22 protein-coding genes are annotated in these 22935 nt (G+C 72.3%); 13 read left to right on the forward strand and 9 right to left on the reverse strand.

Annotation, left to right across the window (positions count from 1 at the left end; all coding sequences use genetic code 11):
- Positions 1 to 25: 25 nt before the first annotated feature.
- The 3 genes from AB0M30_RS15035 (at position 26) to AB0M30_RS15045 (ending at position 3073) form a co-directional block, all read left to right on the forward strand.
- Entirely contained in the window at positions 26 to 1732 is a 1707-nt protein-coding gene (locus AB0M30_RS15035; RefSeq protein WP_364584348.1) for a trehalase family glycosidase, read from the forward strand.
- A gap of 170 nt (positions 1733 to 1902) precedes the next feature.
- The gene (locus AB0M30_RS15040; RefSeq protein ID WP_364584350.1) at positions 1903 to 2595 is read left to right on the forward strand and encodes a hypothetical protein; all 693 of its coding nucleotides are present in this window, start codon (positions 1903 to 1905) and stop codon (positions 2593 to 2595) included.
- Positions 2596 to 2686: 91 nt separating this feature from the next.
- Entirely contained in the window at positions 2687 to 3073 is a 387-nt protein-coding gene (locus AB0M30_RS15045; protein WP_364584352.1) for a hypothetical protein, read from the forward strand.
- 7 nt (positions 3074 to 3080) lie between these two features.
- On the opposite strand, the gene AB0M30_RS15050 is transcribed toward AB0M30_RS15045, so the two are convergent.
- Complete coding sequence (locus AB0M30_RS15050; protein WP_364584353.1) at positions 3081 to 3653, reverse strand: TetR/AcrR family transcriptional regulator; 573 nt, start codon at positions 3651 to 3653, stop codon at positions 3081 to 3083.
- 85 nt (positions 3654 to 3738) lie between these two features.
- On the opposite strand from AB0M30_RS15050, the gene AB0M30_RS15055 reads away from it, so the two are divergent.
- Entirely contained in the window at positions 3739 to 4635 is an 897-nt protein-coding gene (locus AB0M30_RS15055; RefSeq protein WP_364584355.1) for an aldo/keto reductase, read from the forward strand.
- A gap of 58 nt (positions 4636 to 4693) precedes the next feature.
- Positions 4694 to 5635: a helix-turn-helix domain-containing protein gene (locus AB0M30_RS15060; protein ID WP_364584357.1), complete on the forward strand. Its 942-nt coding sequence runs from the start codon at positions 4694 to 4696 to the stop codon at positions 5633 to 5635.
- 36 nt (positions 5636 to 5671) lie between these two features.
- Here the strand turns inward: AB0M30_RS15060 and AB0M30_RS15065 are convergent, their stop codons facing one another.
- Complete coding sequence (locus AB0M30_RS15065; RefSeq protein ID WP_364584359.1) at positions 5672 to 6136, reverse strand: VOC family protein; 465 nt, start codon at positions 6134 to 6136, stop codon at positions 5672 to 5674.
- A gap of 111 nt (positions 6137 to 6247) precedes the next feature.
- On the opposite strand from AB0M30_RS15065, the gene AB0M30_RS15070 reads away from it, so the two are divergent.
- Positions 6248 to 7228 carry a WYL domain-containing protein gene (locus tag AB0M30_RS15070; protein WP_364584361.1) on the forward strand — a complete coding sequence of 327 codons (981 nt, stop codon included), beginning with the start codon at positions 6248 to 6250 and terminating at the stop codon, positions 7226 to 7228.
- A gap of 227 nt (positions 7229 to 7455) precedes the next feature.
- Here AB0M30_RS15070 and larE read toward each other — a convergent pair whose 3' ends face one another.
- From larE to AB0M30_RS15100, 6 genes are read right to left on the reverse strand one after another with little or no spacing between them, the layout of a single operon-like run.
- On the reverse strand, positions 7456 to 8259 hold the full coding sequence (larE, locus tag AB0M30_RS15075) for an ATP-dependent sacrificial sulfur transferase LarE (protein WP_364584363.1): 804 nt from the start codon (positions 8257 to 8259) through the stop codon (positions 7456 to 7458).
- Positions 8259 to 9392, reverse strand: coding sequence for a nickel pincer cofactor biosynthesis protein LarC (larC, locus tag AB0M30_RS15080; protein WP_364584365.1), 1134 nt, complete (start codon positions 9390 to 9392; stop codon positions 8259 to 8261). The genes larE and larC overlap by 1 nt, the downstream gene beginning before the upstream one ends.
- Positions 9389 to 10075 carry a nickel pincer cofactor biosynthesis protein LarB gene (larB, locus tag AB0M30_RS15085; RefSeq protein WP_364584367.1) on the reverse strand — a complete coding sequence of 229 codons (687 nt, stop codon included), beginning with the start codon at positions 10073 to 10075 and terminating at the stop codon, positions 9389 to 9391. Before larB ends, larC begins: the two co-directional genes overlap by 4 nt.
- On the reverse strand, positions 10072 to 11349 hold the full coding sequence (gene larA, locus AB0M30_RS15090) for a nickel-dependent lactate racemase (RefSeq protein WP_364584368.1): 1278 nt from the start codon (positions 11347 to 11349) through the stop codon (positions 10072 to 10074). Before larA ends, larB begins: the two co-directional genes overlap by 4 nt.
- Positions 11346 to 12188 carry an amidohydrolase family protein gene (locus AB0M30_RS15095; protein WP_364584370.1) on the reverse strand — a complete coding sequence of 281 codons (843 nt, stop codon included), beginning with the start codon at positions 12186 to 12188 and terminating at the stop codon, positions 11346 to 11348. Before AB0M30_RS15095 ends, larA begins: the two co-directional genes overlap by 4 nt.
- Complete coding sequence (locus AB0M30_RS15100) at positions 12185 to 13036, reverse strand: fumarylacetoacetate hydrolase family protein (protein WP_364584372.1); 852 nt, start codon at positions 13034 to 13036, stop codon at positions 12185 to 12187. The genes AB0M30_RS15095 and AB0M30_RS15100 overlap by 4 nt, the downstream gene beginning before the upstream one ends.
- A gap of 191 nt (positions 13037 to 13227) precedes the next feature.
- On the opposite strand from AB0M30_RS15100, the gene AB0M30_RS15105 reads away from it, so the two are divergent.
- From AB0M30_RS15105 to AB0M30_RS15135, 7 genes are read left to right on the forward strand one after another with little or no spacing between them, the layout of a single operon-like run.
- Positions 13228 to 14541 (forward strand): enolase C-terminal domain-like protein, encoded by a 1314-nt coding sequence (locus tag AB0M30_RS15105; protein ID WP_364584374.1) that lies wholly within the window; start codon positions 13228 to 13230, stop codon positions 14539 to 14541.
- Positions 14538 to 15311, forward strand: a complete 774-nt coding sequence (locus AB0M30_RS15110) for an SDR family oxidoreductase (protein ID WP_364584376.1) — start codon at positions 14538 to 14540, stop codon at positions 15309 to 15311. The genes AB0M30_RS15105 and AB0M30_RS15110 overlap by 4 nt, the downstream gene beginning before the upstream one ends.
- A complete protein-coding gene (locus AB0M30_RS15115; RefSeq protein ID WP_364584378.1) occupies positions 15308 to 16375 on the forward strand; it encodes a sugar ABC transporter substrate-binding protein in 1068 nt (355 codons plus the stop codon). The genes AB0M30_RS15110 and AB0M30_RS15115 overlap by 4 nt, the downstream gene beginning before the upstream one ends.
- A gap of 25 nt (positions 16376 to 16400) precedes the next feature.
- Positions 16401 to 17900, forward strand: coding sequence for a sugar ABC transporter ATP-binding protein (locus AB0M30_RS15120; protein ID WP_364584380.1), 1500 nt, complete (start codon positions 16401 to 16403; stop codon positions 17898 to 17900).
- Entirely contained in the window at positions 17893 to 18912 is a 1020-nt protein-coding gene (locus AB0M30_RS15125) for an ABC transporter permease (RefSeq protein WP_364584382.1), read from the forward strand. The genes AB0M30_RS15120 and AB0M30_RS15125 overlap by 8 nt, the downstream gene beginning before the upstream one ends.
- Positions 18912 to 19769, forward strand: a complete 858-nt coding sequence (locus tag AB0M30_RS15130; protein WP_364584383.1) for an aldo/keto reductase — start codon at positions 18912 to 18914, stop codon at positions 19767 to 19769. The genes AB0M30_RS15125 and AB0M30_RS15130 overlap by 1 nt, the downstream gene beginning before the upstream one ends.
- Positions 19770 to 19795: 26 nt before the next feature.
- Positions 19796 to 22069 carry an alpha-L-fucosidase gene (locus AB0M30_RS15135; protein ID WP_364584385.1) on the forward strand — a complete coding sequence of 758 codons (2274 nt, stop codon included), beginning with the start codon at positions 19796 to 19798 and terminating at the stop codon, positions 22067 to 22069.
- Positions 22070 to 22115: 46 nt separating this feature from the next.
- On the opposite strand, the gene AB0M30_RS15140 is transcribed toward AB0M30_RS15135, so the two are convergent.
- Entirely contained in the window at positions 22116 to 22829 is a 714-nt protein-coding gene (locus AB0M30_RS15140) for a FadR/GntR family transcriptional regulator (protein WP_364584387.1), read from the reverse strand.
- Positions 22830 to 22935 lie beyond the last annotated feature (106 nt).

Below are 22935 nucleotides of genomic sequence, written 5' to 3' on the forward strand. Positions count from 1 at the left end.
CCCCTCTTCCGAAAGGACGACCCCTGTGCCCACGGGCGAATTTTCGCTGCGGGAAATCCCGTTCAGCTACCCGGGATCGTGGTTCGACGTCTCCCCGGTGGTGGCCCAGGCCACCTACGCCGACGACCTGCACCTGGTGTCCCACCGCCACGGCATGCACGCCGTGCTGGCGCTGGTCCCCGAACGCGACGGCGAGCGGGCGGCGGTCTCGGCCGCCGCGACGCCGTCCGCGCTCACCTGGGAAGCCGGCGAGGAGCGGATCACGGCGGCGTTCGCGACGCCGGACGCGCTCCGGATCGCCGGGCGTGGCCTGGCCTTGCGGATCCGCGCGGCGGAGCCCACGCTGACCCCGTTCACCGGCACCTACTTCTTCGCCGATCCGGTCGACGGCTCGGCCGTGTTCACCTCCTACGAAACCGGGCACCGCTACCGCGTCACCGTCCTTTCCGGACAGGTGCGGCACGTCGGCGCCGAAGCGCTCGGCACGGCCGAGCGGGCCGTCGTGGTGAGCGGCGACGCCTGGGAGGTGGCGATCGAGGAACTCCCCGGCGCCCGCGAGCCGTACTCGCCGGCACCGGCGTTCGACGACGTGGTCACGGCCGCCCGGACCGGCTTCGCCACCTTCGCCGACGCGGTCGCGCCGTGGCGCGGCGAGCGCACGCCGGCGGCCGAGCTCGCCTGTTACGTGCTCTGGTCGGCCATCGTGGCCCCGGCCGGGTTCGTCGGCCGCCCGGCCGTGCTGATGTCGAAGCACTGGATGGACAAGGTGTGGAGCTGGGACCACTGCTTCAACGCGCTCGCGCTGGCCGGGGGCCGGCCGGAGCTGGCCTGGGACCAGGTCCAGGTCGTCTTCGACCACCAGGACGACCGGGGCGCGCTGCCCGACTCGATCACCCACGCCGAGGTGCTGCGCAACTTCGTCAAACCGCCCATCCACGGCTGGGCGCTGGGCCGCCTGCGCGGCCGCCTTCGGAGTGGCCTGCCCGAAACCGGGCTCGCCTACCGGCAGCTGGCGGCGTGGACGACCTTCTGGCTCGAGCACCGCCGCGTGCCCGGCGGACCGCTCGCCCACTACGAGCACGGCAACGACAGCGGCTGGGACAACGCGACGCCGTTCGCCGAACGGCGGCTCGTGCAGACGCCCGACCTCGCGGCGTTCCTGGTGCTGCAGCTGAAGGAACTGGCCGTGCTCGCCGCCGGGGAGGGCGATCCCGGCGCGGCCGCCCGGTGGGACGCCGAAGCGGACAGCATGCTGGCGGCGCTGCTCGGCGAGCTGTGGGACGGCACGAAGTTCGTCAGCCGCTCGGCCGCGACCGGGGCGGTGCACGCCGGGGCGAGCCTGCTGGACCTGATGCCGATCGTGCTCGGCGAGCACCTGCCGCCGGAGGTCCGGGACAAGGTCGTGGCCGGGCTGGAGGCGCACCTCACCGGCGTCGGCCTCGCGACCGAGCGGCCGGAGTCGGCGTTCTACGAGCCGGACGGCTACTGGCGCGGGCCGGTGTGGGCGCCCGTCACCGTGCTGATCGAAGACGGCCTCCGCCGCGCCGGCGCGACCGACCTCGCCGACCGCGTCAGTGCCCGGTTCCGCGCGGTGTGCGAAAAGTCCGGGTTCGCCGAGAACTTCGACGCGCTGACCGGCGACGGGCTGCGCGATCGCGCCTACACGTGGACGGCCGCCGCCTACCTCGTGCTCGCCGGCGACGCCGAACACCGGCTCGCGCAGGCCGGGTAATACGGCGGTTTATTCGACCAAATCGACGAGCGCCGGTATTGAAATCATCGATGCCATTGTTCGGGTGGGTGGTGTGTCGGCAAATCACGGACAGAATCTTGACCGGTGGACAAGTGGCCTGTAATAGTCATAAAGGCCTCCCGTTCGATCACCGGTAAAGGACGATTGCCATGCACAACGTCGTGCGTTCCCTGTTCGTCTCGCTGACCGCGGCCGCCGTGGTGGCGACCACCGCCGGAGTGGCCGAAGCGGCCACCTGGTCGTCTTCGGACAAATGGGCGACCTGGTCCAACGGCGGGTACACCGTCCGCAACGACGTCTGGGGCAGTGGCGCCGGTCCCCAGACGATCTGGGCGAATTCCTACAGCAACTGGGGAGTCTGGGCGAGCCACCCGAACACCGGCGGCATCAAGTCGTACCCGCACTCGGCGAAGAACGTCGGCCGGACGCTCAGCTCGTTGCGGCAGGTTTCCAGCAGTTTCAACGTGAGCCGCCCGGGCAGTGGCGCCTACGAGACCGCCTATGACATCTGGGCGAACAACAACGCCTACGAAATCATGTTGTGGGTCAACAAGCAGGGCGCGGTCGGCCCGCTGGGCAGCAAGCAGACGACGGTGAGCGTCGGTGGCCACACCTGGGACGTCTACAAGGGATCGAACGGGTCGAACGCGGTGTTTTCGTTCCTGAGGACGTCGAACACCGACGCCGGCACCGTCGACGTCCTCGCGGTCATGAACTGGATCAAGGCCCGCGGCTGGTTCGGGGACGTGACCCTCGGCGAAGTCCAGTTCGGCTTCGAAATCACGTCCTCTTCGGGCGGGTTGAACTTCACCTCGAACAGCTATTCCGTTTCCGCGTCCTAGGAGCTGCCCGGTAAGTCATCGTGGGTCGCGGTACCTTCACGTCGTGCGAAACGTCTCGAAGGCGTCGAGCACCCGACAGAAGGTGGGACCGATGGAACCGGGCGAAATGGCACGAAAGACCCTGGCTTGCGTGCGGATCTTCAACGGCGCGGCCGGGCTGCTCGCCCCGGCCCGGATGGCGGCGAGCCTGGGCAGCACGCCGGGGGAGGACCGGCGGTTCGGCTACCCCGCTCGGATGTTCGGGATCCGCACCCTGGTCCTCGGGACGGACCTGCTGCTGCTGAAGGCCGATGACCCCTCGGCCCGCCGGATCCTGCAGCAGGCCGTCCTGATCCACGCGACGGACACCGCGGCCGCCGTGTACGCCGGTGCCCGTGGTGAACTCGCGGGCAAGGCCGCCAAGTTCACCGTCGCGATCTCCGCTGTCAACACGGTGCTGGCGGTGATCTCGCTCGCGGCCGCCAAGCCGCGCGGCTGAGAGCGGCTCAGCGGTCTACGCGCAGTGCGTCGAGGATCAGGTCGAGCATCCGGCCGGCCCGTTCGGGATCACGTTCATCCACCGTGGACAGGAACACACCCAGCAGGAGCAGGGTCACGTCCTCCGGGTCGGCAGCGCGCAGCGTGCCCGCCTTCGCGCCGGCGTCGAGGATCGTCCCGATCGCGGCGGTGATGCGCTGTCGCGTCGCCGGTGTCGCGATGCGGCCCGACGCCACGCTCGCGCGCAGCACGTCCCCCATTCCGCGCTTGGTCGCCACGAACGCCGCGTAGCGGTCCATCCACGCGCGGAGGGCCTGCTCCGGCGGGAGTTCGGCGAGCAGAGCCGCCGCGTTGCCGGTGACATCGTCGAGTTCCGCCGCGTAGACGGCTTCGACGAGCGCCTCGCGGGTCGGGAAGTGCCGGTAGAGCGTGCCGATCCCGACGCCGGCCTCGCGGGCGACGGCTTCGAGCGCGACGGGGCCGTCGGCGGTGGCGAACGCGGCGCGCGCCACCGCGACGAGCTTGTCCCGGTTGCGGCGCGCGTCCGAGCGCACCGGCCGGGCGGGTTCGGGCGAAGGCAAAGCGGAGGCACCTCCGGTTGTGCTACGGTCGGCTCGAGCGGAGGCTCCTCCGCTTCGCCATCATCGCACGAGGACGGGGATCCCCATGCCTTCCACCGCACGAGCCGCGCTCGCCGGCCGCACCGTCTCCCGCGTCGGCTACGGCGCGATGCAGCTCGAGCGCCTGCACGACGACCGCGCCGCGGCCGTCGCCCTCCTGCACCGCGCGGTCGAGCTCGGCGTCGACCACGTCGACACCGCCCAGTTCTACGGCAACGGCTTCGTCAACGGAGTCATCCGCGACGTCCTCCGGTCCGGCGAAGACCTCCTGGTCGCCACCAAGGTCGGCGCCGACCCCGACCCCGGCGCCCCGATCCCGCTCCGCATGGCGCAACGGCCCGAAGAGCTGCGCGCGAGCGTCGAGGACAACCTGCGGGCACTCGGGGTCGACCGGCTCGCGCTGGTCAACCTGCGTCGCGCGGACCGGCGGCCCGGCGTGCTGGCCGAGGGGGAGCAGCTCGTCGACCTCGACGACCAGCTCGCGGTGCTGACCGCCCTGCGCGACGAGGGCAAGATCGGCGCGATCGGGCTCAGCGCCGTCACCCTCGACGTCCTGCGCCGGGCGCTCCCGGCGGGGATCGCCTGCGTGCAGAACGCCTACAGCCTCGTCGGCCGGGCCGACGACGACATGCTCGAGCTGTGTCTCGCGGAGGGCATCGCCTGGGTGCCGTTCTTCCCGCTGGGCGGCGATTTCCCCGGGATGCCGAAGGTGACCGACGAGCCCGCGGTCCGGGCCGCCGCGCAGGCCCTCGGCCACAGCCCGGCGCAGATCGGCCTGGCCTGGCTGCTGCACCGCGCCCCGAACGTCCACCTCATCCCCGGCACCGCGAGCGCGGCGCACCTCGAAGCCAACCTCGCCACCTCGGACATCGAGCTCGACGGCGAGACGCTGGCCGCGCTGGACGCAATCCCGGCCCGCTCGATGGACGTCAGCCTGGGTTGACCAGATCAGTACGGGACGCCGGTATCCAGCCACCGGGCCGGCGGCGTAGTTTTGCGGCATGTACACGGTGGCGGTGCTGGCTCTCGACGATGTGATCGCCTTCGATCTGGCCACCCCGATCGAGACGCTCGGGCGGGTCCGGCTGCCGGACGGCCGCGGCGGCTACCGGATCGTCGTCGCCGGGCCGGAGCCGGTGGTCGACGCCGGTCCGCTGCGGCTCGCCGTCGAGGTGGGGCTGGACGAGGTCGCCCACGCCGATCTCGTCGTCGTCCCCGGCCGGAACGACCCGGACCGGCCGACCCCGGACGGCGTGGCCGAGTTCCTGCGGGCCTCGGTCGCGCGCGGAACGCGGGTCGCCTCGATCTGCGTCGGCGCGTTCACCCTCGCCGAGGCCGGCCTGCTCGACGGGCGGCGGGCGACCACGCACTGGCTCGCCACCGACGAGCTGGCCCGCCGGTACCCGGCCGTGCGGGTCGAGCCGGACGCGCTGTACGTCGACAACGGGCAGATCCTGACCTCCGCCGGTGCGTCGGCGGGGCTGGACATGTGCCTGCACATCGTGGAGCGCGACTACGGCGCCGCGGTCGCCGCCGACGCCGCGCGGCTCGCCGTCGCGCCGCTGCAGCGCACCGGCGGCCAGGGCCAGTACATCCTCCGCAACCGCCCGACGTACCAGACCGCGACGCTGGAGAAGGCGCTCGCGTGGATCGAGGAGAACGCCCACCGCCCGCTCACCCTGGCCGACATCGCGGACGCGGCGGGCATGAGCACCCGCACGCTGACCCGGCACTTCCACGCCGAGACCGGGCAGAGCCCGATCCAGTGGCTGACCGGGGTGCGCATCCGGCACGCCCAGGAGCTGCTGGAGCTCACCGACCACACGATCGACCGGATCGCCGGCCAGGTCGGGTTTCCGTCGCCGAGCAACTTCCGGGTCCAGTTCGCCCAGACCGTGCGGGTCAGCCCGAGCGCGTACCGCAAGACGTTCCGGCCGCGGTGACGGACGGGGTGTGCGGCCGCACCCCGCCCGGCCCGGTCAGCCCCGGTATTCGGCCGCGACGTCGATGATCCAGGTGACGCCGAAGCGGTCGGTCAGCATGCCGAACGCCGGGGCCCACCGGGCCGGCCCGAACTCTTCGATGACGGTCGCGCCCTCGGCGAGGCCCTTCCACACCGGCGTGACCTCGTCGACGGTGGCGCCGCGGACCGACAGGAAGAACGGCTCCCGGGTGATCGTCGTGCCGTTTTCGCGGCGGGTGCTGGGGGCCGCCGGGGTGGCCGGGCCGTCGGTGCCGGGGACGTCGTAGGCCATCACGCTGAAGCCGTTGTCCGCGGTGACCTGGCCGAACACCACCTTGTCCGCGTCGGGGAGCCCGGCGGGCAGCCCGAAGTCGCCGTAGGTGACGACCGTGGCCTGGCCGCCGAAGACCGACTGGTAGAAGGCGAGCGCCTCGCGGGCCTGGCCGGTGAAGTTGAGGTGGGCGACAGCGGTGAGGGACATGTGTTCCGGTCTTTCTCGAGGGGTTCACCGCCGGAAGGGTTCCGGCGGTGAAGCGACGATCGCAGCAGTAGCGGCCAGGGAACGTCCGCTTCTCGTGGCACCATGGAAGTCATGCCGGTCGCTTCCTCGACGGCGACCTCGGGTCGCCTGCTCTCGCTGCTGTCCCTGCTGCAGGCGCGCCGGGACTGGCCGGGCGCGCTGCTCGCCGACCGGCTGGGCGTCAGCGACCGGACCGTGCGCCGGGACGTCGACCGGCTGCGGGAGCTCGGCTATCCCGTCCAGGCGGTCAAGGGGCCGGAGGGTGGCTACCGGCTCGAAGCCGGGGGCCGGATGCCGCCCCTGTTGTTCGACGAGGAGCAGGCGGTCGCGCTCGCCGTGGCGCTGCGGATCGCCGCCGGGACCGGCGCGGGCATCGAGGAAGCCGCGCTGCGCGCGCTGGCCACCGTGCGCCAGGTGATGCCGTCGCGGCTGCGGCAGCGCGTCGACGTGCTCGAGATCGCCGCGGCCGGCGGTCCCGCGGTCCAGGTCGCCACGGACGTCCTGCTCGCGCTGAGCTCGGCGATCCGGGCCACCGAGGAAGTGCGGTTCGACTACGAGGCACCGTCGGCGGACGGCGGGCCCCGGCCGCCGCGACGGGTGCAGCCGCACCACCTCGTCGTCCGGAACGGCCGGTGGTACCTGATCGGCTGGGACGCCGTCCGGGAGGACTGGCGGACCTACCGCGTGGACCGGCTGCGCCCGCGCGTGCCGAACGGGCCGCGGTTCACCCCGCGGGAGGTGCCGGGCGGTGACGTCGCGACGTTCCTCGCCGCCCGGTTCAAGGGTTCCGCCACCGCCGACGTCTGGCCGTGCCGGGGCGAAGTGGTCCTCGGCCGTCCTCCGGCCGACGTGGCACCGTTCGCCGGCGACGGGATCGTCGAAGAGGTCGCTCCCGGCAGGACCCGGCTGCTGACCGGATCCTGGTCCTGGCCGGCGCTCGCGGCCGGCCTGCTGCGGTTCGACTGCGAGATCGAAGTGGTCGGGCCGCCGGAGCTGCGGGACGCCTTCGCCGAGCTGGCGGGCCGGGCGACCCGTGCGGGGAACGACCGCTGAGCGTCCGCGTCCGGGAGGTCAGCCCGGTCGCCCGCACGGCATCGAGCAGCCGTGGGGCGTCGTGGAGTGCGGCGGATACGGTGGCGTCGAGTTCGATCCGGGCCGTGCGGCCGAGGTCGCGGACCCGCACGTCGAGCGCTTCGACTGCGAGGCGGGCCGCCTTCGCCGAGCTGGCCGGCCGGGCGACCCGTGCGGCGAACGACCGCTGAGCGTTCGCGTCCGGGAGGTCAGCCCGGTTCGTGGTTGAGGGCGCCGGAGCGGAAGGGCGAGATGGCGGCGTCGGTGAACCCGATTGCTCGCACGGCATCGAGCAGCCGTGGGTCGTCGTGGAGTGCGGCGGCCACGGTGGCGTCGAGCTCGATGCGGGCCGTGCCGCCGAGGTCGCGGACCCGCACGTCGCGGTAGCGCAGGCCGCGGTCGTCGAGGACCGCGCGTACCGCCGCTTCGGCCTGTTCGATCCGGGCCAGCGTGGCCGTCGTGATCGGGATGCCGTACCGGACCCGGCTCGCCAGGCAGGGCGCCGCCGGTTTGTCCGCCCAGGCCAGGCCCCACCGCCGGGCAATGGCTCGGACGTCCTCTTTGGACAGGCCGAGCGTCCGCAGCGGGGTGTGCACGCCGAGTTCGTCCCCGGCGCGGATGCCCGGCCGGAACGGGTCGGCGGCGTCGTCGGCGTTCGTGCCGGTGGCCAGCGCCGGAAAACCCTGGGCGACGGCCACTTCCGCGATCGTCGTGAGCACCGTGGTCTTGCAGAAGTAACAGCGCTGACGGCCGTTGGCCGCGTACCCGGGCTCGGCCAGCTCGCCGGTCGACGGGGTGAGATGGCGGACCCCGAGGTCCGCCGCGATCTTCCGCGCGCCGGCCAATTCCACCGCGGCCAGGCTGGCCGAGTTCGCCGTCACGGCGAGCACGTCCGCCGGGCCGAGGGCGCGGACGGCGGCCGCGAGCACCAGCGCCGAATCGGCGCCGCCGGAGAACGCCACCGCGAGCCGGCCGACACCGGCGAGGTAGGCGACGAGCCTCGTGGAGTCCATCAGCGCCCCGCGGCGATCGTCGCGACGACACGCGCCGGCAGGCCGAGCGCGCGCGCGGCGGCCACGACGTCGGCGTGCTCGGGTTTCGCGCCGTGCGGCCCGCGCTTGCGCCGCACCGGCATGCCGAGGACGTCGACCGTTTCGGTCTCCCGGGGGAGCGCGGTCCGGCGGACCGGGTACTCGCGGAAGCCGAGACTGCCGGTTTCGGCGAGGACCAGGGCCCCGAGCCGGGCGGCGTGTTCCGGCTCGGCGAGCACGTGCAGGACGTGGGCCGGCCGGCCCTTCTTCATCGTCACCGGGCTGATCCACGCGTCGAGCGCGCCGGCCGCCAGCAGCTCGGCGACGACGTGCCCGAGGACTTCGCCGGTGACGTCGTCGAGGTTCGTTTCCAGCACGACCAGCGTGCGGTGCCCGGCGTCCACCGGCTCGCCGAGGTGCACGACGGTGATGTTCGGCCGGTCCGGCAGGGTCCGGGTGCCCGCGCCGTAGCCGGTGGCCAGCAGGCGGAACTCCGGCGGCGGCTCGAACCGGGCGCCGGTGGCCTTCAGCAGCGCGGCCGCGGTGGGCGTGACCGTCTCGCCCACCAGGTCGCTCCCGATCGTCCGCGCGCCCTGCAGCAGCGCGGCGGTCGCGGGGGCGGGGCAGGGGAGAATCCCGTGCGCGGTGCGGACGGTGCCGGTGCCGAGGGGCAGCGCGCCACAGTACACAGTGGACACTTCCAGGGCGTCCAGCGCGGCGCAGACGCCGATGACGTCGACGAGCGTGTCGTGGCCGCCGAGTTCGTGGAGGTGGACGCGCTCGGGCGCTTCCCCGTGGAGCCTGGCTTCCACCTCGGCGATCGCGCGGAGCGCGGCGACCGCCCGGTCCGCGACCGGCGCGGGCCGCACCCGCCCGGCCATGGCGATCAGCTCGGCCGCGGGACGGCTGGTGGCTTCGTCGGTGACGTCCACGAGCGCGCGAGCCGCCGTCAACCCGTGGGTGAGCAAGGATTCCACGCGCAGGTCCCACCCCGTCAGCCCGCTGGCGGCGACGGCGGAGCGGATGCGCTCCAGGGGCGCGCCGGCGGCGACGAGGGCGGCCAGCAGCATGTCCCCGGCCAGGCCGGTGAACGGCGTGATGACGCAGATCGTCACGGTGCACTCCCCGGGACCGGCCTCCGCAGGACCTGGGCGAGCCGGAACGCGGCCATCGCGGCGCCGAACCCGGAGTCGATGTTGACGACGGTGATGCCGGCCGCGCAGGAGGCGTGCATCGCCAGCAGCGCGGTGACGCCTTCGAGGCCCGCGCCGTACCCGGTGGAGGTGGGCACGGCGATCACCGGGCCGGCGACCAGCCCGCCGACGGCCGAGGCCAGCGCGCCCTCCATACCCGCGACGACGATGACCGTGTCGGCCTCGCGCAGCCGGTCCGCCTCGGCCAGCAGCCGGTGGATCCCGGCGACGCCGACGTCGGTGACCGTCCGCACCGCGAGGCCGATGGCCGCGGCGACTTCCGCGGCTTCCTCGGCGACCGGGCCGTCGGACGTCCCGGCCGCGGCCACCGCGACCGTGAAGGCGGTCGCCGGGGCCGGGCGCCAGACCAGCAGCCGCGCGCCGGGGGCGTGGCGGCCGCCGGGAACCTCGGCCAGCACCGCATGAGCCGGCTCGGCGTCGACCCGGGTGACCAGCACCGGCCCGGTGTTGTGCGCGAGCAGCGTCCGCACGATGGCCGCGATCTGCGCGGGAGTTTTCCCCGGCCCGTAAACGACTTCCGGAAGTCCCTGCCGGTCTTCGCGGTCCAGGTCGACGCGCGCGAAACCGAGGTCGGCGGTGCTCATGCCACGTACGGGATCGTCAGGGGACCTTCGGGGAGGACACAGGCCCGCGCGCCCGGCCCGGCGCGGTCGAGGGCCTCGGCCACGGTGGCCGCGATGTCGGTGGTCCGGGTCAGGTGGGCCGTCGCGAGGTCGGCCTCGGTCAGCGTGCCGGTGTGCATGACGACCCGGCAGTCGTCCTGGATCTTCGCCTGGATCTGGACCTGCCACTGGTCGGGCACGGTCACCGGCCGGGCCGCGATCTCCGCGAGCAGGGCCGCCGGCGAACTCGCCGAGGCGAGGACTTCCCGGTAGGACCCGTGGTCGGGGAACCCGTCCCGGCACTCCGCGGCGCAGACGATCGTCCCGCCCGGCTTGGTGATCCGGTGCGCCGCCGACATCCCTTTGACCGACTGGTAGAGGTTCTGGTCGAGGGGATAGCCGGAATTGGTCGTCACCACCACGTCGAACGGCACCGGCACCGGCCGCATGGCGACGTCGCGGGCGGCGCGGACCGCGGCCGCGTGCATGGCGAGCAGGTCGCCGCCGAAGGCCCCGATGACGGCCTTGTCGCGGTTGAGGATGACGTCGAGGGCGAAGGTGACGCCGGTGGCCGCGGCGATCGCGCGGACGTCGTCGTGCACGGGATTGCCTTCGGTGATCCCCCAGGTGGCGTCGCGGTGCCCGATCCGGCGGGCGTCGTGCAGCACCAGCACGGTTTCCAGGGCCGCCAGCCCGGGCGCGACGAGCTTGGGGCCGCCCGAAAAGCCCGCGAAGAAGTGCGGTTCGACGAACCCGGTGGTGATCCGCACGTCCGCGTTCACCCATTCGCTGTTCAGCCACACCGGGACGTCGTCGCCGTGGCGGCCCAGCCAGGTGAGGCTCGCGCGGTCGCGGGCGTCGTGGTTGACGATCCGGACGGTGTCGGCGACTTCGTCGCCGAACATCGCGCGCAGCTCGGCGCCGGAGTTGCCGCGGTGGGTGCCGGTGGCGACCAGGATGACGACGTCTTCGAGGCGGACGACGCCATCGAGTTCGGCGAGGATCGCCGGGATCATCAGTTCGCGCGGCTGGGGCCGGGTTCCGTCGCACGCCGAGATCGCGACCGTCTGCCCCGGCCGCACCCGCTCGCGCAGCGGCGGCCCGGCGACCGGTGCCCGCAACGCCCGGCGCAGCAGCACGTCCGCGGGTTCGGTGACCGGGTGGTGCACCGGCGTCACCACGGTGGTGACCGCCGGGTCGATGGCGAGCTCGAGACCGGTCTCGCCGTACGCGAGCCGGACGGTCCGGGCCGTCACGGCGCCAGCCCGTAGACGCGGCTCGCGGTCCCGCCGCGGACGGCGTCGCGTTCGGCCGGCGTCAGCCCGGCCAGGAGGCTGTCGGCGGCGTCCATGACTTCCGCGTACGTCCCCGCGAGCAGGCACACCGGCCAGTCGGAGCCGAGCATCAGCCGGTCCGGGCCGAACGCGGTCAGCGCGGTTTCCGCGTAGGGCCGCAGATCCTCGGCCCGCCAAGGCCGGCCGGCTTCCGTCACCAGGCCGGACAGCTTGGCGACGACGTTGGGTTCCGTGGCCAAGGTGGCGAGTTCGGTCGCCCAGGGCTCGAGCTGCCCGCTCGCGATCGGCGGTTTCGCGAGGTGATCGAGGACGAAGGTGAGCTCCGGCAGCGCCCGGACCGCCGCGGTGGCCGCCGGGAGCTGGTGCGGCAGCACGAGCAGGTCGTACACCAGCCCGGCGTCGCGCACCGCCGCGAGCCCGGCCAGCACGTCTTCCCGTTCCAGCCAGCGGGGATCGGGCTCGGCCTGGACGAGGTGCCGGATGCCGGCCAGCAGTTCGCCGCCCGGCGCCGAACGCAGCCGGCCGAGGTCCTCCGACGGGGAGCCGGTGAGGTCGATCCAGCCGACCACGCCGGCGATGAGCGGCTCCGCGGCCGCCGTCGCGAGGAACTCGACCGACTCCTCGAAGTCCGGCAGAACCTGGACGAGCACGGTCGCGTCGATCCCCAGGGCGGCCGCCCGCAGGTCGTCCGGGGTGAAGTCGCGCCGGATCGCGGCGGTTTCGTCGCCGTCCAGCCACGCGTGGCGGCGGACGGAGGTCTGCCACAGGTGGTGGTGCGCGTCGACGCGCCGGCCGGTCACGCCCGGCCGATCCGGTGGTGCTGGCGGCCGAGGCCGCCGACCTCCACCGTCACTTCGTCCCCTTCGGACAGATAGGGGAAGTCGTTGGCGCCGAAGGCAACGCCGGCCGGCGTGCCGGTGTTCACGACGTCGCCCGGTTCGAGAACCATGAACTGGCTGAGGTACCAGACGATGTGCCGGACCCCGAAGAGCATGTTCCGCGTGGTGCCGTCCTGGCGCGGCTGCCCGTTGACGGCCAGCCGCAGGCGGAGGTCCTGCGGGTCGCCGGCCTCGTCCGGGGTGACCAGCCAAGGCCCGAGCGGGTTGAACGTTTCGCAGGACTTGCCCTTGGTCCACTGGCCGCCGCGTTCGTGCTGGAAGTCGCGCTCGCTGACGTCGTCCGAGACCGTGTACCCGGCGATGACCGCGTCGGCGTCTTCCGGCGTCGCGAGGTACCGCGCCCGCCCGCCGAGCACCACGGCGAGTTCGACCTCGTAGTCGGTCCGGGTACTGGTCCGCGGGATGAGCACGGTGTCGTCCGGGCCGACGATCGTGTTGGTGGCCTTGAGGAACACCACCGGCTCGGCGGGCGGCTGCGCGCCGGTTTCCGCCGCGTGGTCGGAGTAGTTCAGCCCGATGCAGGCGAGCAGGCCGGGCCGGGCCACCGGGGCGCCGACGCGCAAGCCGGTGACGTCCAGGACGGGCAGCGTGCCCTCGCGCAGCGCCGCCCGCGCCCGCGCGACGCCGCCGGCGGTGAAGAAGGCGCCGTCGATGTCCGGGGTCAGCGACCGCAGGTCCCGCGCCGCACCGGTTTCGTCGAGGACGACGGGGATCTCGTGGCCGCGATCGCCGAGGCGTTGGAAGCGCATGGCGGGGACCGTAGCAGACGTATGATGTCTCTTTCAAAGGTTCGCCGAGTCATCATATGTTAAACCACGTTGCGTAGTAGCCAATCACTGTAAGTCCAAGTTATTGCCGTGTTACGGACCAACTCTGGACAATCCATGAGCCAGCGCGTAGCCATACATATGTTGTCTGCGCCGAATGAGAGGTGGCCCCGTTGGCCGAAGTGATCAGCGCGATCGACGCCGTGGACGTGCGCTTCCCGACTTCGCTGAGCCTGGACGGGTCGGACGCGATGAACCCGGAACCCGACTACTCGGCGGCCTACGTGACGATCCGCACGAGCGACGGCGACGAGGGCTACGGGCTCGCCTTCACCGTGGGCCGCGGCAACGACGTCGAGGTCGCCGCGGTCCGGGCGCTGGTACCCCTGGTCGTCGGAATGCCGGTGGCCGACGCGCTCGGCGACCTCGGCGCCTTTTCCCGCCGGCTGACCGGGGACAGCCAGCTCCGGTGGCTGGGCCCGGACAAAGGCGCGATCCACATGGCCGCCGCCGCCATCGTCAACGCGGCCTGGGACCTGCGGGCCCGCCGCGAAGGAAAGCCGGTCTGGCGGCTGCTGGCCGAACTGCCGCCGGAGGAACTGGTCGACCTGGTCGACTTCCGGTACCTGCGGGACGCGCTGACCCGCGACGAAGCCCTCGACATCCTCCGCCGCGCCGAACCGGGCCGCGCGGCCCGCCAGGCCGAACTCCTGGAAACCGGGTTTCCCGCCTACACCACCACTCCCGGCTGGCTTGGGTACTCGCCCGAGAAGCTGGCGGCGCTCGCGAAGGAGGCGGTCGAGGACGGGTTCACCCAGATCAAGCTCAAGGTCGGCGCCGATCTCGACGAAGACATCCGCCGGCTGCGCCTGGCCCGGGACGTCGTCGGGCCGGACATCCGGATCGCCATCGACGCCAACCAAGCCTGGGGCGTCGGCCAGGCCATCGAATGGCTGCGCCCGCTCGCGGAGTTCGACCCGTACTGGATCGAGGAGCCGACCTCGCCCGACGACGTGCTCGGCCACGCGGCGATCCGCCGGGCGGTCGCGCCGATCAAGGTGGCCACCGGCGAGCACACCCACAACGCGGTCATGTTCAAGCAACTCCTGCAGGCCGAGGCGATCGACGTCCTCCAGCTCGACGCGAGCCGCGTCGCCGGGGTGACCGAGAACATCGCGATCCTGTTGCTGGCCGCGAAGTTCGGCGTCCCGGTGTGCCCGCACGCCGGCGGGGTCGGGCTGTGCGAAATGGTGCAGCACCTGTCGATGTTCGACTTCGTCGCGGTGAGCGGCACCCAGACCGACCGCGTCATCGAGTACGTCGACCACCTGCACGAGCACTTCGTCGACCCGGTGCGGATCGAGCGCGGCCGCTACCTGGCCCCGGTCGAGCCGGGACTCGGAGCGCGGCTGCACACCGAATCCGTGGCCCGGTACCGGTTCCCCGACGGACCGGTCTGGCAGCGGGACGCGGTGGTGGTCGCGTGACCGGCGGGGAGTTCGACGGCTTCCGGGCGATCGTGACGGGCGGCGCCTCCGGGATCGGGCTCGCCACCGCGCGGATGCTGTCCCGGCGGGGCGCCCAGGTCGTCTGCCTCGACCTGAACGAGAAGGTCGAGGAACCCCTGACCGGGGTGCGGGCCGACGTCTCGGACGACGACTCGGTGCGAGCCGCGGTCGCCGCCGCGGTGGACCACCTCGGCGGCCTGGACGTCCTGGTCAACAACGCCGGGATCGGCGCGCAAGGAACCGTCGAGGGCAACGACGACGCCGAGTGGCACCGCGTGTTCGACGTCAACGTCGTGGGCATGGTCCGGGTGAGCCGGGCGGCCCTGCCGCACCTGAGGGAGTCGCCCGCCGCGGCGATCGTGAACACCTGCTCGATCGCGGCCACCGCCGGGCTGCCGCAACGAGCGCTCTACAGCGCCACCAAGGGCGCGGTCCTCGCGCTCACCCGCGCGATGGCCGCCGACCACCTGGCCGAGGGGATCCGCGTGTGCTGCGTGAATCCCGGCACCGCGCACACCCCGTGGATCGACCGGCTGCTGGCCACGGCCGACGATCCCGACGCCGAGCTGGCCGCGCTCGCCGCGCGCCAGCCCACCGGGCGGCTCGTCACCGCCGACGAGGTCGCCGCGGCGATCTGCTACCTGGCCGGCCCGGACGCCGGCGCCACCACCGGCACCGATCTCGCCGTGGACGGCGGAATGTCCGGCCTGCGGCTCCGCCCGAAACCTGTCAACGAGGAGAGGTCATGAAGTTCCAGCACCTGCGCGCCGCCGCTGTCGTCACAGCCGGTGTCCTGTCCGCGGCCGCACTGGCCGGCTGCAGCGGCGGCGGCTCGACCGCCGCTTCGGGGGGCAAAACCGTCGTGGGGGTCGACTACCCGCGCTCGGACACCGACTTCTGGAACGCCTACATCAAGTACGTGCCCCAGTTCGCCGGCCAGTTCGGGCTCGACCTCAAGACCACGAACTCGCAGAACGACGTCGCGAACCTGACGGCGAACGTGCAGACGATGATCAGCCAGGGCGTCAAGGGCGTGGTGATGGCGCCGCAGGACACCGCGGCGATCATCCCGACGCTGCAGCAGCTCGCGAGCAAGAAGATCCCGGTCGTGTCCGTCGACACCCGGCCCGACCAGGGCAACGTCTACATGGTCGTGCGGGCCGACAACCGCGCCTACGGCGAGAAGGCCTGCCAGTTCCTCGGCACCAAGCTCGGCGGCCAGGGCAAGGTCGTCATGCTGCAGGGCGACCTCGCCTCGATCAACGGCCGGGACCGCACCGAAGCCTTCAACGACTGCATGAAGAAGACCTTCCCGGGCATCACGGTCTTCGGCGAGGCCACCAACTGGGACGCCAACACCGCGGCCCAGAAGCTGCAGACCCGGCTGACGGCGAACCCGGACATCAAGGGCGTCTACATGCAGTCCAGCTTCGCCCTGGCCGGCACGCTGCAGCTGCTCAAGCAGCGCGGCCTGGCGGTCCCGGCGAGCGACCCGAAGCACGTGTTCATCGTGTCCAACGACGGCATCCCCGAGGAACTCGCCAAGATCCGGGCCGGGGAAATGGACGCGACCGTGTCCCAGCCCGCGGACCTGTTCGCCAAGTACGCCCTGCAGTACGTCAAGGACGCGATCGCCGGCAAGACGCCGGCCCCGGGCAAGACCGACCACGACAGCACCGTCATCCAGGTCCGCGACGGCCTGATGGAGGACCAGCTGGCCGCGCCGCTGGTCACCGCGGACGGCGCCAAGTTCGGGCCGGTGAGCAGCGTCAAGGTCGACGACCAGTCCCTGTGGGGCAACAGCAAGAGCTGAGGCGCTTTCCGGAGAGGAACCGAACATGAACACCGTGCCGGTCGTCGAGGCCCGTCAGGTGGTCAAGCGCTACGGCGCCACGGTCGCACTGGACCACGCCGACCTGACCGTCCTACCCGGACAGACGCACGCGCTCGTCGGCCGCAACGGGGCCGGCAAGTCGACCCTGGTGTCCGTCCTCACCGGACTGACCGAGCCGGACGCCGGAACCGTGCGGCTGGACGGGGAACCGGCGCCGGCCCTGGCCGACCGGGACGGCTGGCGCTCCCGGGTGGCCTGCGTGTACCAGCGGTCGACGATCATCCCCGAGCTGTCGGTGGCGGAGAACCTGTTCCTCAACCGGCAGGAGACCCGCGGCGGGTTCGTCCGCTGGGCCGCGCTGCGCCGCTCGGCCACCGAGCTGCTCGAGCGCTGGTCGGTGGACGTCGACGTGCACCGCCCGGCCCGGGAGCTGAGCGTCGAGCAGCGGCAGTTCGTCGAGATCGCGCGGGCCCTGTCGTTCGGCGCCCGGTTCGTCATCCTCGACGAACCGACCGCGCAGCTCGACGGGGCCGCGATCACCCGGCTGTTCGGCCACATCGCCGAGCTGCAGCGCCAAGGCGTCACCTTCCTGTTCATCAGCCACCACCTCCAGGAGGTGTACGAAATCTGCGACACGGTGACGGTGTACCGGGACGCCCGGCACGTCCTCACCGCGCCGGTCGCCGAGCTGCCGAAGGCCGACCTCGTGGCCGCGATGACCGGCGAGAACGCCGTCATCGCCCAGGAGCGGACGTCGTCGGCCCGCCACGGCGCCGAACCCGTGCTGCGCGTGGACGACCTGAGCCTCGCCCCGTACTTCGAGGACGTGTCGTTCGACGTCGCGCCCGGGGAGATCGTCGGGCTGGCCGGGTCGGGCGGCAGCGGCAAGACCGAGCTCGCCGAGGCACTGGCTGGGCTGCGCAAGCCCACCGCCGGCACGGTCTTCGTCGGGGACTCCCGCCCCCGGCCCGGCGACGTCCCGGCCGCGCTGGCCGCGGGGGTGGGCTTCGTCCCGGAAGACCGCCACCACCAGGGTTTCGTGCCGGAGATGTCCATTGCGGACAACTCCACGATGAGCGTCATGGACCGGCTCGGTCCCGGCATCTTCGTCCGGTCGGGCCTGCGCGACCGGCTCGCCGGGCAGCTGATCACGCGCCTGGCGGTGAAGACCCCCGGCCCGGAGCTGCCGGTGTCCGCGCTGTCCGGCGGCAACCAGCAGAAGGTCGTCATGGCCCGGGCGCTGGCCGGCGACCCCCGCCTGCTCGTGCTGATCACCCCCACCGCCGGGGTCGACGTGCGGTCGAAGGAGTTCCTCCAGGGCAAGGTCGCGGAGGCCGCCGCGGCGGGCACCGCGGTGCTGATCGCCTCGGACGAACTGGACGACCTGCGCCTGTGCGACCGGCTGCTGGTCGTGGTGCACGGCCGGCTCACCACCGAAATCCCCGCAGGCTGGCAGGACCGCGAGGTCGTGGCCGCCATGGAAGGAGTCGACCTCGATGCCTGAAAGCCCCGCCGCGGTGGGCGCCCCGCCACGGACCGGATCCGGCCCCGCGCCCCGGCGCATCGCACTGGCCCGGCTGCGCGACTTCGCGCTGGTGCCCGGGATCATCGCGATCGCCGTCGTCGGCCAGCTGGTGAACCCGGTGTTCCTCCAGTACGACAACGTGATCAACATCCTGCAGACGATGTCGGAGATCGCCCTGCTGGTGCTCGCCCAGACGATGGTCCTGGTCGTCGGCAAGATGGACCTCTCGCTGGAATCGACCTTCGGGCTCGCGCCGGGCGTCGCGGCGTGGCTGACGATCGGCGGCGGCCATTCGCTCGGGCTGCTGCCGTCGTGGACCGCCGTGCCCGTGGTGCTCCTGGTCGGCGCGGTGGTGGGGGCGCTCAACGCCCTGCTGATCGTCCGGTTCGGGCTGAGCGGGTTCGTCGTCACCCTCGGCATGCTGATCGTGCTGCGCGGCCTGCTGACCGGGATCTCCGGCGGCCAGACCTTCTTCGGCCTGCCCGATTCGCTGCTCTACCTCGGCACCACGTTGTGGGCCGGGATCCCGGCGTCGATCTGGATCTGCGTCCTGCTGTTCGCCGGCGGGATCGTGCTGCTCGGCTACACCCGGTTCGGCCGCAGCCTCTACGCGATCGGCGGCAACGAGGACGCGGCGAAGGCCGCGGGCATCCGGACCGACCGCATCGTGTGGATCGTGCTGATCGGGGCCAGCGTCCTGGCCGCGCTCGGCGGGCTGCTGCTCTCGGGGCGGCTCGCGTCCGTGGCCGCGGCGCAGGGCAACGGCTACATCTTCACGGTGTTCGCCGCCGCCGTGATCGGCGGGGTCAGCCTGAACGGCGGCCGCGGCACGCTCTTCGGTGCCTTCACCGGCATCCTGCTGCTGTACATGATCCAGAACGTGCTGACCCTGGCCGGGGTGCCGGCCCAGTGGATCGGTGCGCTCAACGGCGCGATCATCCTCATCGCGCTGGTGATGTCCCGCATCACCAGCGGCAAGCGGCAGACCTGATGGCGGACCTCGGCCTGGGCACCGCGGGCCTGGGCAACGTCTTCGGCGACGTCGACGACGAGGCCGCCGCGGAGGTCGTCGCCGCGGCGGCCGGTGCCGGGGTGCGGTACTTCGACACCGCGCCCTACTACGGTTTCGGGCTGGCCGAACGCCGGCTCGGCCCGGCGCTGGCGCGGCTGCCCGCGGGTTCGTTCGCGGTGTCGACGAAGGTGGGCCGGACGCTCACCGACGGCGGCTGCTTCTTCGACTTCTCCGCGGCCGCCGTCCGCCGGGGGATCGAAGGCAGCCTCGACCGGCTGGGCCTCGACCGCGTCGACATCGTGTACCTGCACGATCCCGACGACCACGAAGAGCAAGCCGCTTCCGAGGCGTGGCCGGAACTGCGCCGGCTGCGCGACGAAGGCGTGGTCTCCGCGATCGGCGTCGGGATGAACCAGTGGGAGATGCCCGCCCGGTTCGTCGAACGGCTCGACGTCGACGTCGTCCTGCTCGCCGGCCGGTACACGCTGCTCGACCGCAGCGGTGCGCGGTTGCTCGACTTGTGCGGCGAGCGCGGGGTCGACGTCGTGCTCGGCGGGGTGTTCAACTCCGGCCTGCTCATCGACCCCCGGCCGGGCGCCTGGTTCGACTACGCCCCCGCGTCGGCGGACCTGCTGGCCCGCGCGCAGCGCATGCGCGAGGTCGCCGCTTCGGCGGGGTACGACCTGGCCGCGTGCGCACTCGCGTTCGCCGCCGCGCACCCCGCCGTCACCTCGGTCCTGGTCGGTGCCACGAGCGCCGAGCAGGTGCGGGCGAACGCCGAGGCCTTCCGCCACGCGGTGCCGCCGGATCTGCTGCACCGGCTGGTTTCCTGCTAGCTCCCCATCACCCTCTGGAGAGTGCGATGACGCCCCCTGCCCAGAACCCGTTCTCCCGCCGGCAGTTCGGCGCCCTCGCGGCCGCCGGGCTCGCCGCCGCGGCCGTGCCGCCCGCGCTGGCCGGCCCGGCGGCCGCCGCCACGGCGGCCGAGCCGTACCAGCCCACCTGGCCGTCGGTCGACCGGCACCCGCCCGCGCCGGAATGGTTCCAGGACGCCAAGTTCGGCATCTACTGGCACTGGGGCGCGTTCACCACCCCGGAGTTCGGCAGCGAGTGGTACGGCCGGAACATGTACATCCCGGACAGCGGCGAGAACAAGCACCACAAGGCGACCTACGGCGACCCGGCGGTGTGGGGCTACGACCGGTTCATCGACGGCGGCACCGACGTGGCCGGCAACCCCGTGCAGTTCGCGCCGAAGCCGGTTTCCCAGGGCGGCCGGTTCGACCCGGAGGACTGGGCGCGGGTGGTCAAGGCGTCCGGGGCGAAGTTCGCCGGCCCGGTCGCCGAGCACCACGACGGGTTCTCGATGTGGGACAGCAAGGTCAACGAGTGGAACTCGGTGGCGCGCGGGCCGCGGCTGAACCTGCTGGACCTGTTCGGCAAGGCCATCCGCGGGCAGGGGCTCAAGCTGCTGGTCGCGATGCACCACGCGTTCAACTACAACGGTTTCTACGACTTCGCCCCGCCGCAGCCCACCCCGAGCCTGCGCAAGCTGTACGGCCAGCTGCCGCGCGCCGACGAGGACGCGCTCTGGCTGGCCAAGCTCAAGGAAGTGATCGACCGCGCGCAGCCGGACGTCCTCTGGCAGGACTTCTCGCTGAACTCGCCCGGCTACTGCATCAACAGCGGCCCGTGCGCGGTGGGGGAGCGGCAGCGCCTCGAATTCCTGGCCTACTACTACAACCAGGCCGAAAAGTGGGGCAAGGACGTCGTCTCGACGTTCAAGCACTTCGACCACGGGTTCACCACCAACGGCGAGGTCGCCGACTACGAGCGCGGCGGCCCGGCCGACATCGTCACGCCGTACTGGCTCACCGACGACGCGATCAGCAGCAGCAGCTGGAGCTACACCCGGGGCATCGGCTACTACTCGAGCACCCAGATGATCCACGCGCTGATCGACCGGGTCAGCAAGGGCGGCAATATGCTGCTCAACATCTCCCCGACGCTCGAAGGCACCATCCCGGCCGAGCAGCGGGCCGTGCTCGCCGACTTCGGCACCTACCTCGGCCGTGTCGGCGAGTCGATCTACGCCACGCGCGCCTGGGACGTCTACGGCGAGGGCCCGACCAAGATGGGCGGCGGTTCGTTCGTTTCGCCGAAGGTGGGCACGGCCAAGGACTTCCGGTTCACCCGCGACAAGGCGGCCCGCGTGCTCTACGCGACCGTGCTGGCCTGGCCCGGGGCCACGGCGGACCTCACCACGCTGTCCGGCAAGCGGATCGACCTGAACAGCCTGCGGCGCGTCGAACTGCTCGGTGCTCCCGGCGCGCTGAAGTACACCCAGGACGCGAGCGCGCTGCACGTCACCCTGCCGGCGGCGAAGCCGTACGAATCACCCGCCTACGTGCTGAAGCTGACGTTCGACGGCCCGATCCCGGCGGTGGGCCCGGCGTCCGGCGCGACCGTGTTCGCCGACGTCGGTTACCGTGGCGCGAGCGCGGCGCTGGGGGTCGGCAGCTACACAGCGGCCCAGTTGCAGGCCAGGAACATCCGGCCCCGGACCATTTCCTCGATCTGGCCGGGAGACGGTTACCAGGCCCTCGGCTATCCCGGGGACGACCTCGCCGGCACCCCGGGCAAGTACGTGACGGCGACGCCGGACCTGCGCACCTCCGGGTTCAACGACACGATCGTTTCGCTGCGCATCGCGTTCGACCCCGCCCGGTGGTTCCGCATCGTCAACGTCACCAGCGGCCTGGCCGTGGACGGCGGTGGCGCGGTCGCGGCGGGCAGCCCGCTCAAGGTCTGGACCCCGGACGGCAGCACGAACCTCCAGTTCCGCGTCGAGGACGCCGGCGACGGGTTCGTCAAGCTGACCAACCGCACCGACGGCCTGGTGATCGACGGCGCGGGCGCGACCACCGCGGGCGGCAATCCGGTGCAGTCGGCCTACACCGGCGCGGCGAGCCAGCAGTGGTCGATCACCGACACCGGCGGCGGTGTCTGCGTGATCGCGAACCGGGCGAGCGGGCTGGTCCTCGACGGCGGCGGGAGCGTGCCCTCGGGCTCCCCGCTCAAGGTGTGGTCCGACGACGGCAGTTCCAACCTCCGGTGGCTGTTCTCCGTTGTCTGAGGTACTTCTGTCTGAGGTACTTCCGGGTGCCGTGACCGGTCGCCGGTCACGGCACCCGGCCGTCGAGCTCCCGGATTTCGGCCAGGTGCGCGCGCAGCCAGCGTTCGGACGTGTCGACGTGCATCAGCGCGGCGGCGGTGGCCACCGCGGGATCCCGGTCGGCGAGCGCGTCGTAGATGGCCTTGTGCTGCGCCAGCGTCACGTGCGTCGCGCCCCGCTCGACCGTGCCGCGCCAGACCCGCGCGCGCAGGGTGCGCGAGGAGATCCCGTCCAGCAGCGCGGTGAGGGTCTCGTTGCCCGCCGCGGTGACGACCGCCCGGTGGAAGGCGGCGTCGAGCACGGTGAGGCGTTCGACGTCCTCGACCGCGTCGTGCATCGCGTCGAGCAGCTCGCCGACCGCGCGCAGCTGGGCGTCGGTGATCCGGGTGGCGGCCAGGCCGGTCGCCGCGGGCTCGAGGAGCCGGCGCACCTCGGTGAGCTCGAGGATGCTGCCGTCCTGCATGAGCGCCACGGCGTTGCCGAGGCCTTCCAGGAGCAGGCTCGGCGCGAGACTGGTGACGTACGTGCCGTCGCCACGGCGGACTTCGAGCACCCTGGCCAGCGCGAGCGCCTTCACGGCCTCCCGCGTGGGACTGCGGGAAATCCCCAGCTCGGTGGCCAGTTCGTGCTCGGGGGGCAGCTTGGCGCCCGCCGGGAACCGGCCGGACCGGACGAACTCCCGGATCCGGTCGATCGCTTCGTCGGTCAACGACCTCGCCATGGTCCTCCTCGGACAGCTCACCTGGGGAATCAGTCTAACATTCGTATGATGTATGTCTGCTGAGGAGGCATCGGTGTTCCGTCAGGTTGGCTGATTCGCCAGTTTC

The sequence above is a fragment of the Amycolatopsis sp. NPDC051716 genome (assembly GCF_040681595.1).
Lineage (GTDB): Bacteria > Actinomycetota > Actinomycetes > Mycobacteriales > Pseudonocardiaceae > Amycolatopsis.

Bases quoted from the DNA above. Each gene is read 5' to 3' on its own strand.
- AB0M30_RS15040 (WP_364584350.1), top strand. From the start codon at position 1,903: ATGCACAACGTCGTGCGTTCCCTGTTCGTCTCGCTGACCGCGGCCGCC.
- AB0M30_RS15045 (WP_364584352.1), top strand. From the start codon at position 2,687: ATGGAACCGGGCGAAATGGCACGAAAGACCCTGGCTTGCGTGCGGATC.
- AB0M30_RS15055 (WP_364584355.1), top strand. From the start codon at position 3,739: ATGCCTTCCACCGCACGAGCCGCGCTCGCCGGCCGCACCGTCTCCCGC.
- AB0M30_RS15060 (WP_364584357.1), top strand. From the start codon at position 4,694: ATGTACACGGTGGCGGTGCTGGCTCTCGACGATGTGATCGCCTTCGAT.
- AB0M30_RS15065 (WP_364584359.1), bottom strand. From the start codon at position 6,136: ATGTCCCTCACCGCTGTCGCCCACCTCAACTTCACCGGCCAGGCCCGC.
- AB0M30_RS15070 (WP_364584361.1), top strand. From the start codon at position 6,248: ATGCCGGTCGCTTCCTCGACGGCGACCTCGGGTCGCCTGCTCTCGCTG.
- larE (WP_364584363.1), bottom strand. From the start codon at position 8,259: ATGGACTCCACGAGGCTCGTCGCCTACCTCGCCGGTGTCGGCCGGCTC.
- larB (WP_364584367.1), bottom strand. From the start codon at position 10,075: ATGAGCACCGCCGACCTCGGTTTCGCGCGCGTCGACCTGGACCGCGAA.
- AB0M30_RS15100 (WP_364584372.1), bottom strand. From the start codon at position 13,036: ATGCGCTTCCAACGCCTCGGCGATCGCGGCCACGAGATCCCCGTCGTC.
- AB0M30_RS15115 (WP_364584378.1), top strand. From the start codon at position 15,308: ATGAAGTTCCAGCACCTGCGCGCCGCCGCTGTCGTCACAGCCGGTGTC.
- AB0M30_RS15120 (WP_364584380.1), top strand. From the start codon at position 16,401: ATGAACACCGTGCCGGTCGTCGAGGCCCGTCAGGTGGTCAAGCGCTAC.
- AB0M30_RS15125 (WP_364584382.1), top strand. From the start codon at position 17,893: ATGCCTGAAAGCCCCGCCGCGGTGGGCGCCCCGCCACGGACCGGATCC.
- AB0M30_RS15130 (WP_364584383.1), top strand. From the start codon at position 18,912: ATGGCGGACCTCGGCCTGGGCACCGCGGGCCTGGGCAACGTCTTCGGC.
- AB0M30_RS15135 (WP_364584385.1), top strand. From the start codon at position 19,796: ATGACGCCCCCTGCCCAGAACCCGTTCTCCCGCCGGCAGTTCGGCGCC.
- AB0M30_RS15140 (WP_364584387.1), bottom strand. From the start codon at position 22,829: ATGGCGAGGTCGTTGACCGACGAAGCGATCGACCGGATCCGGGAGTTC.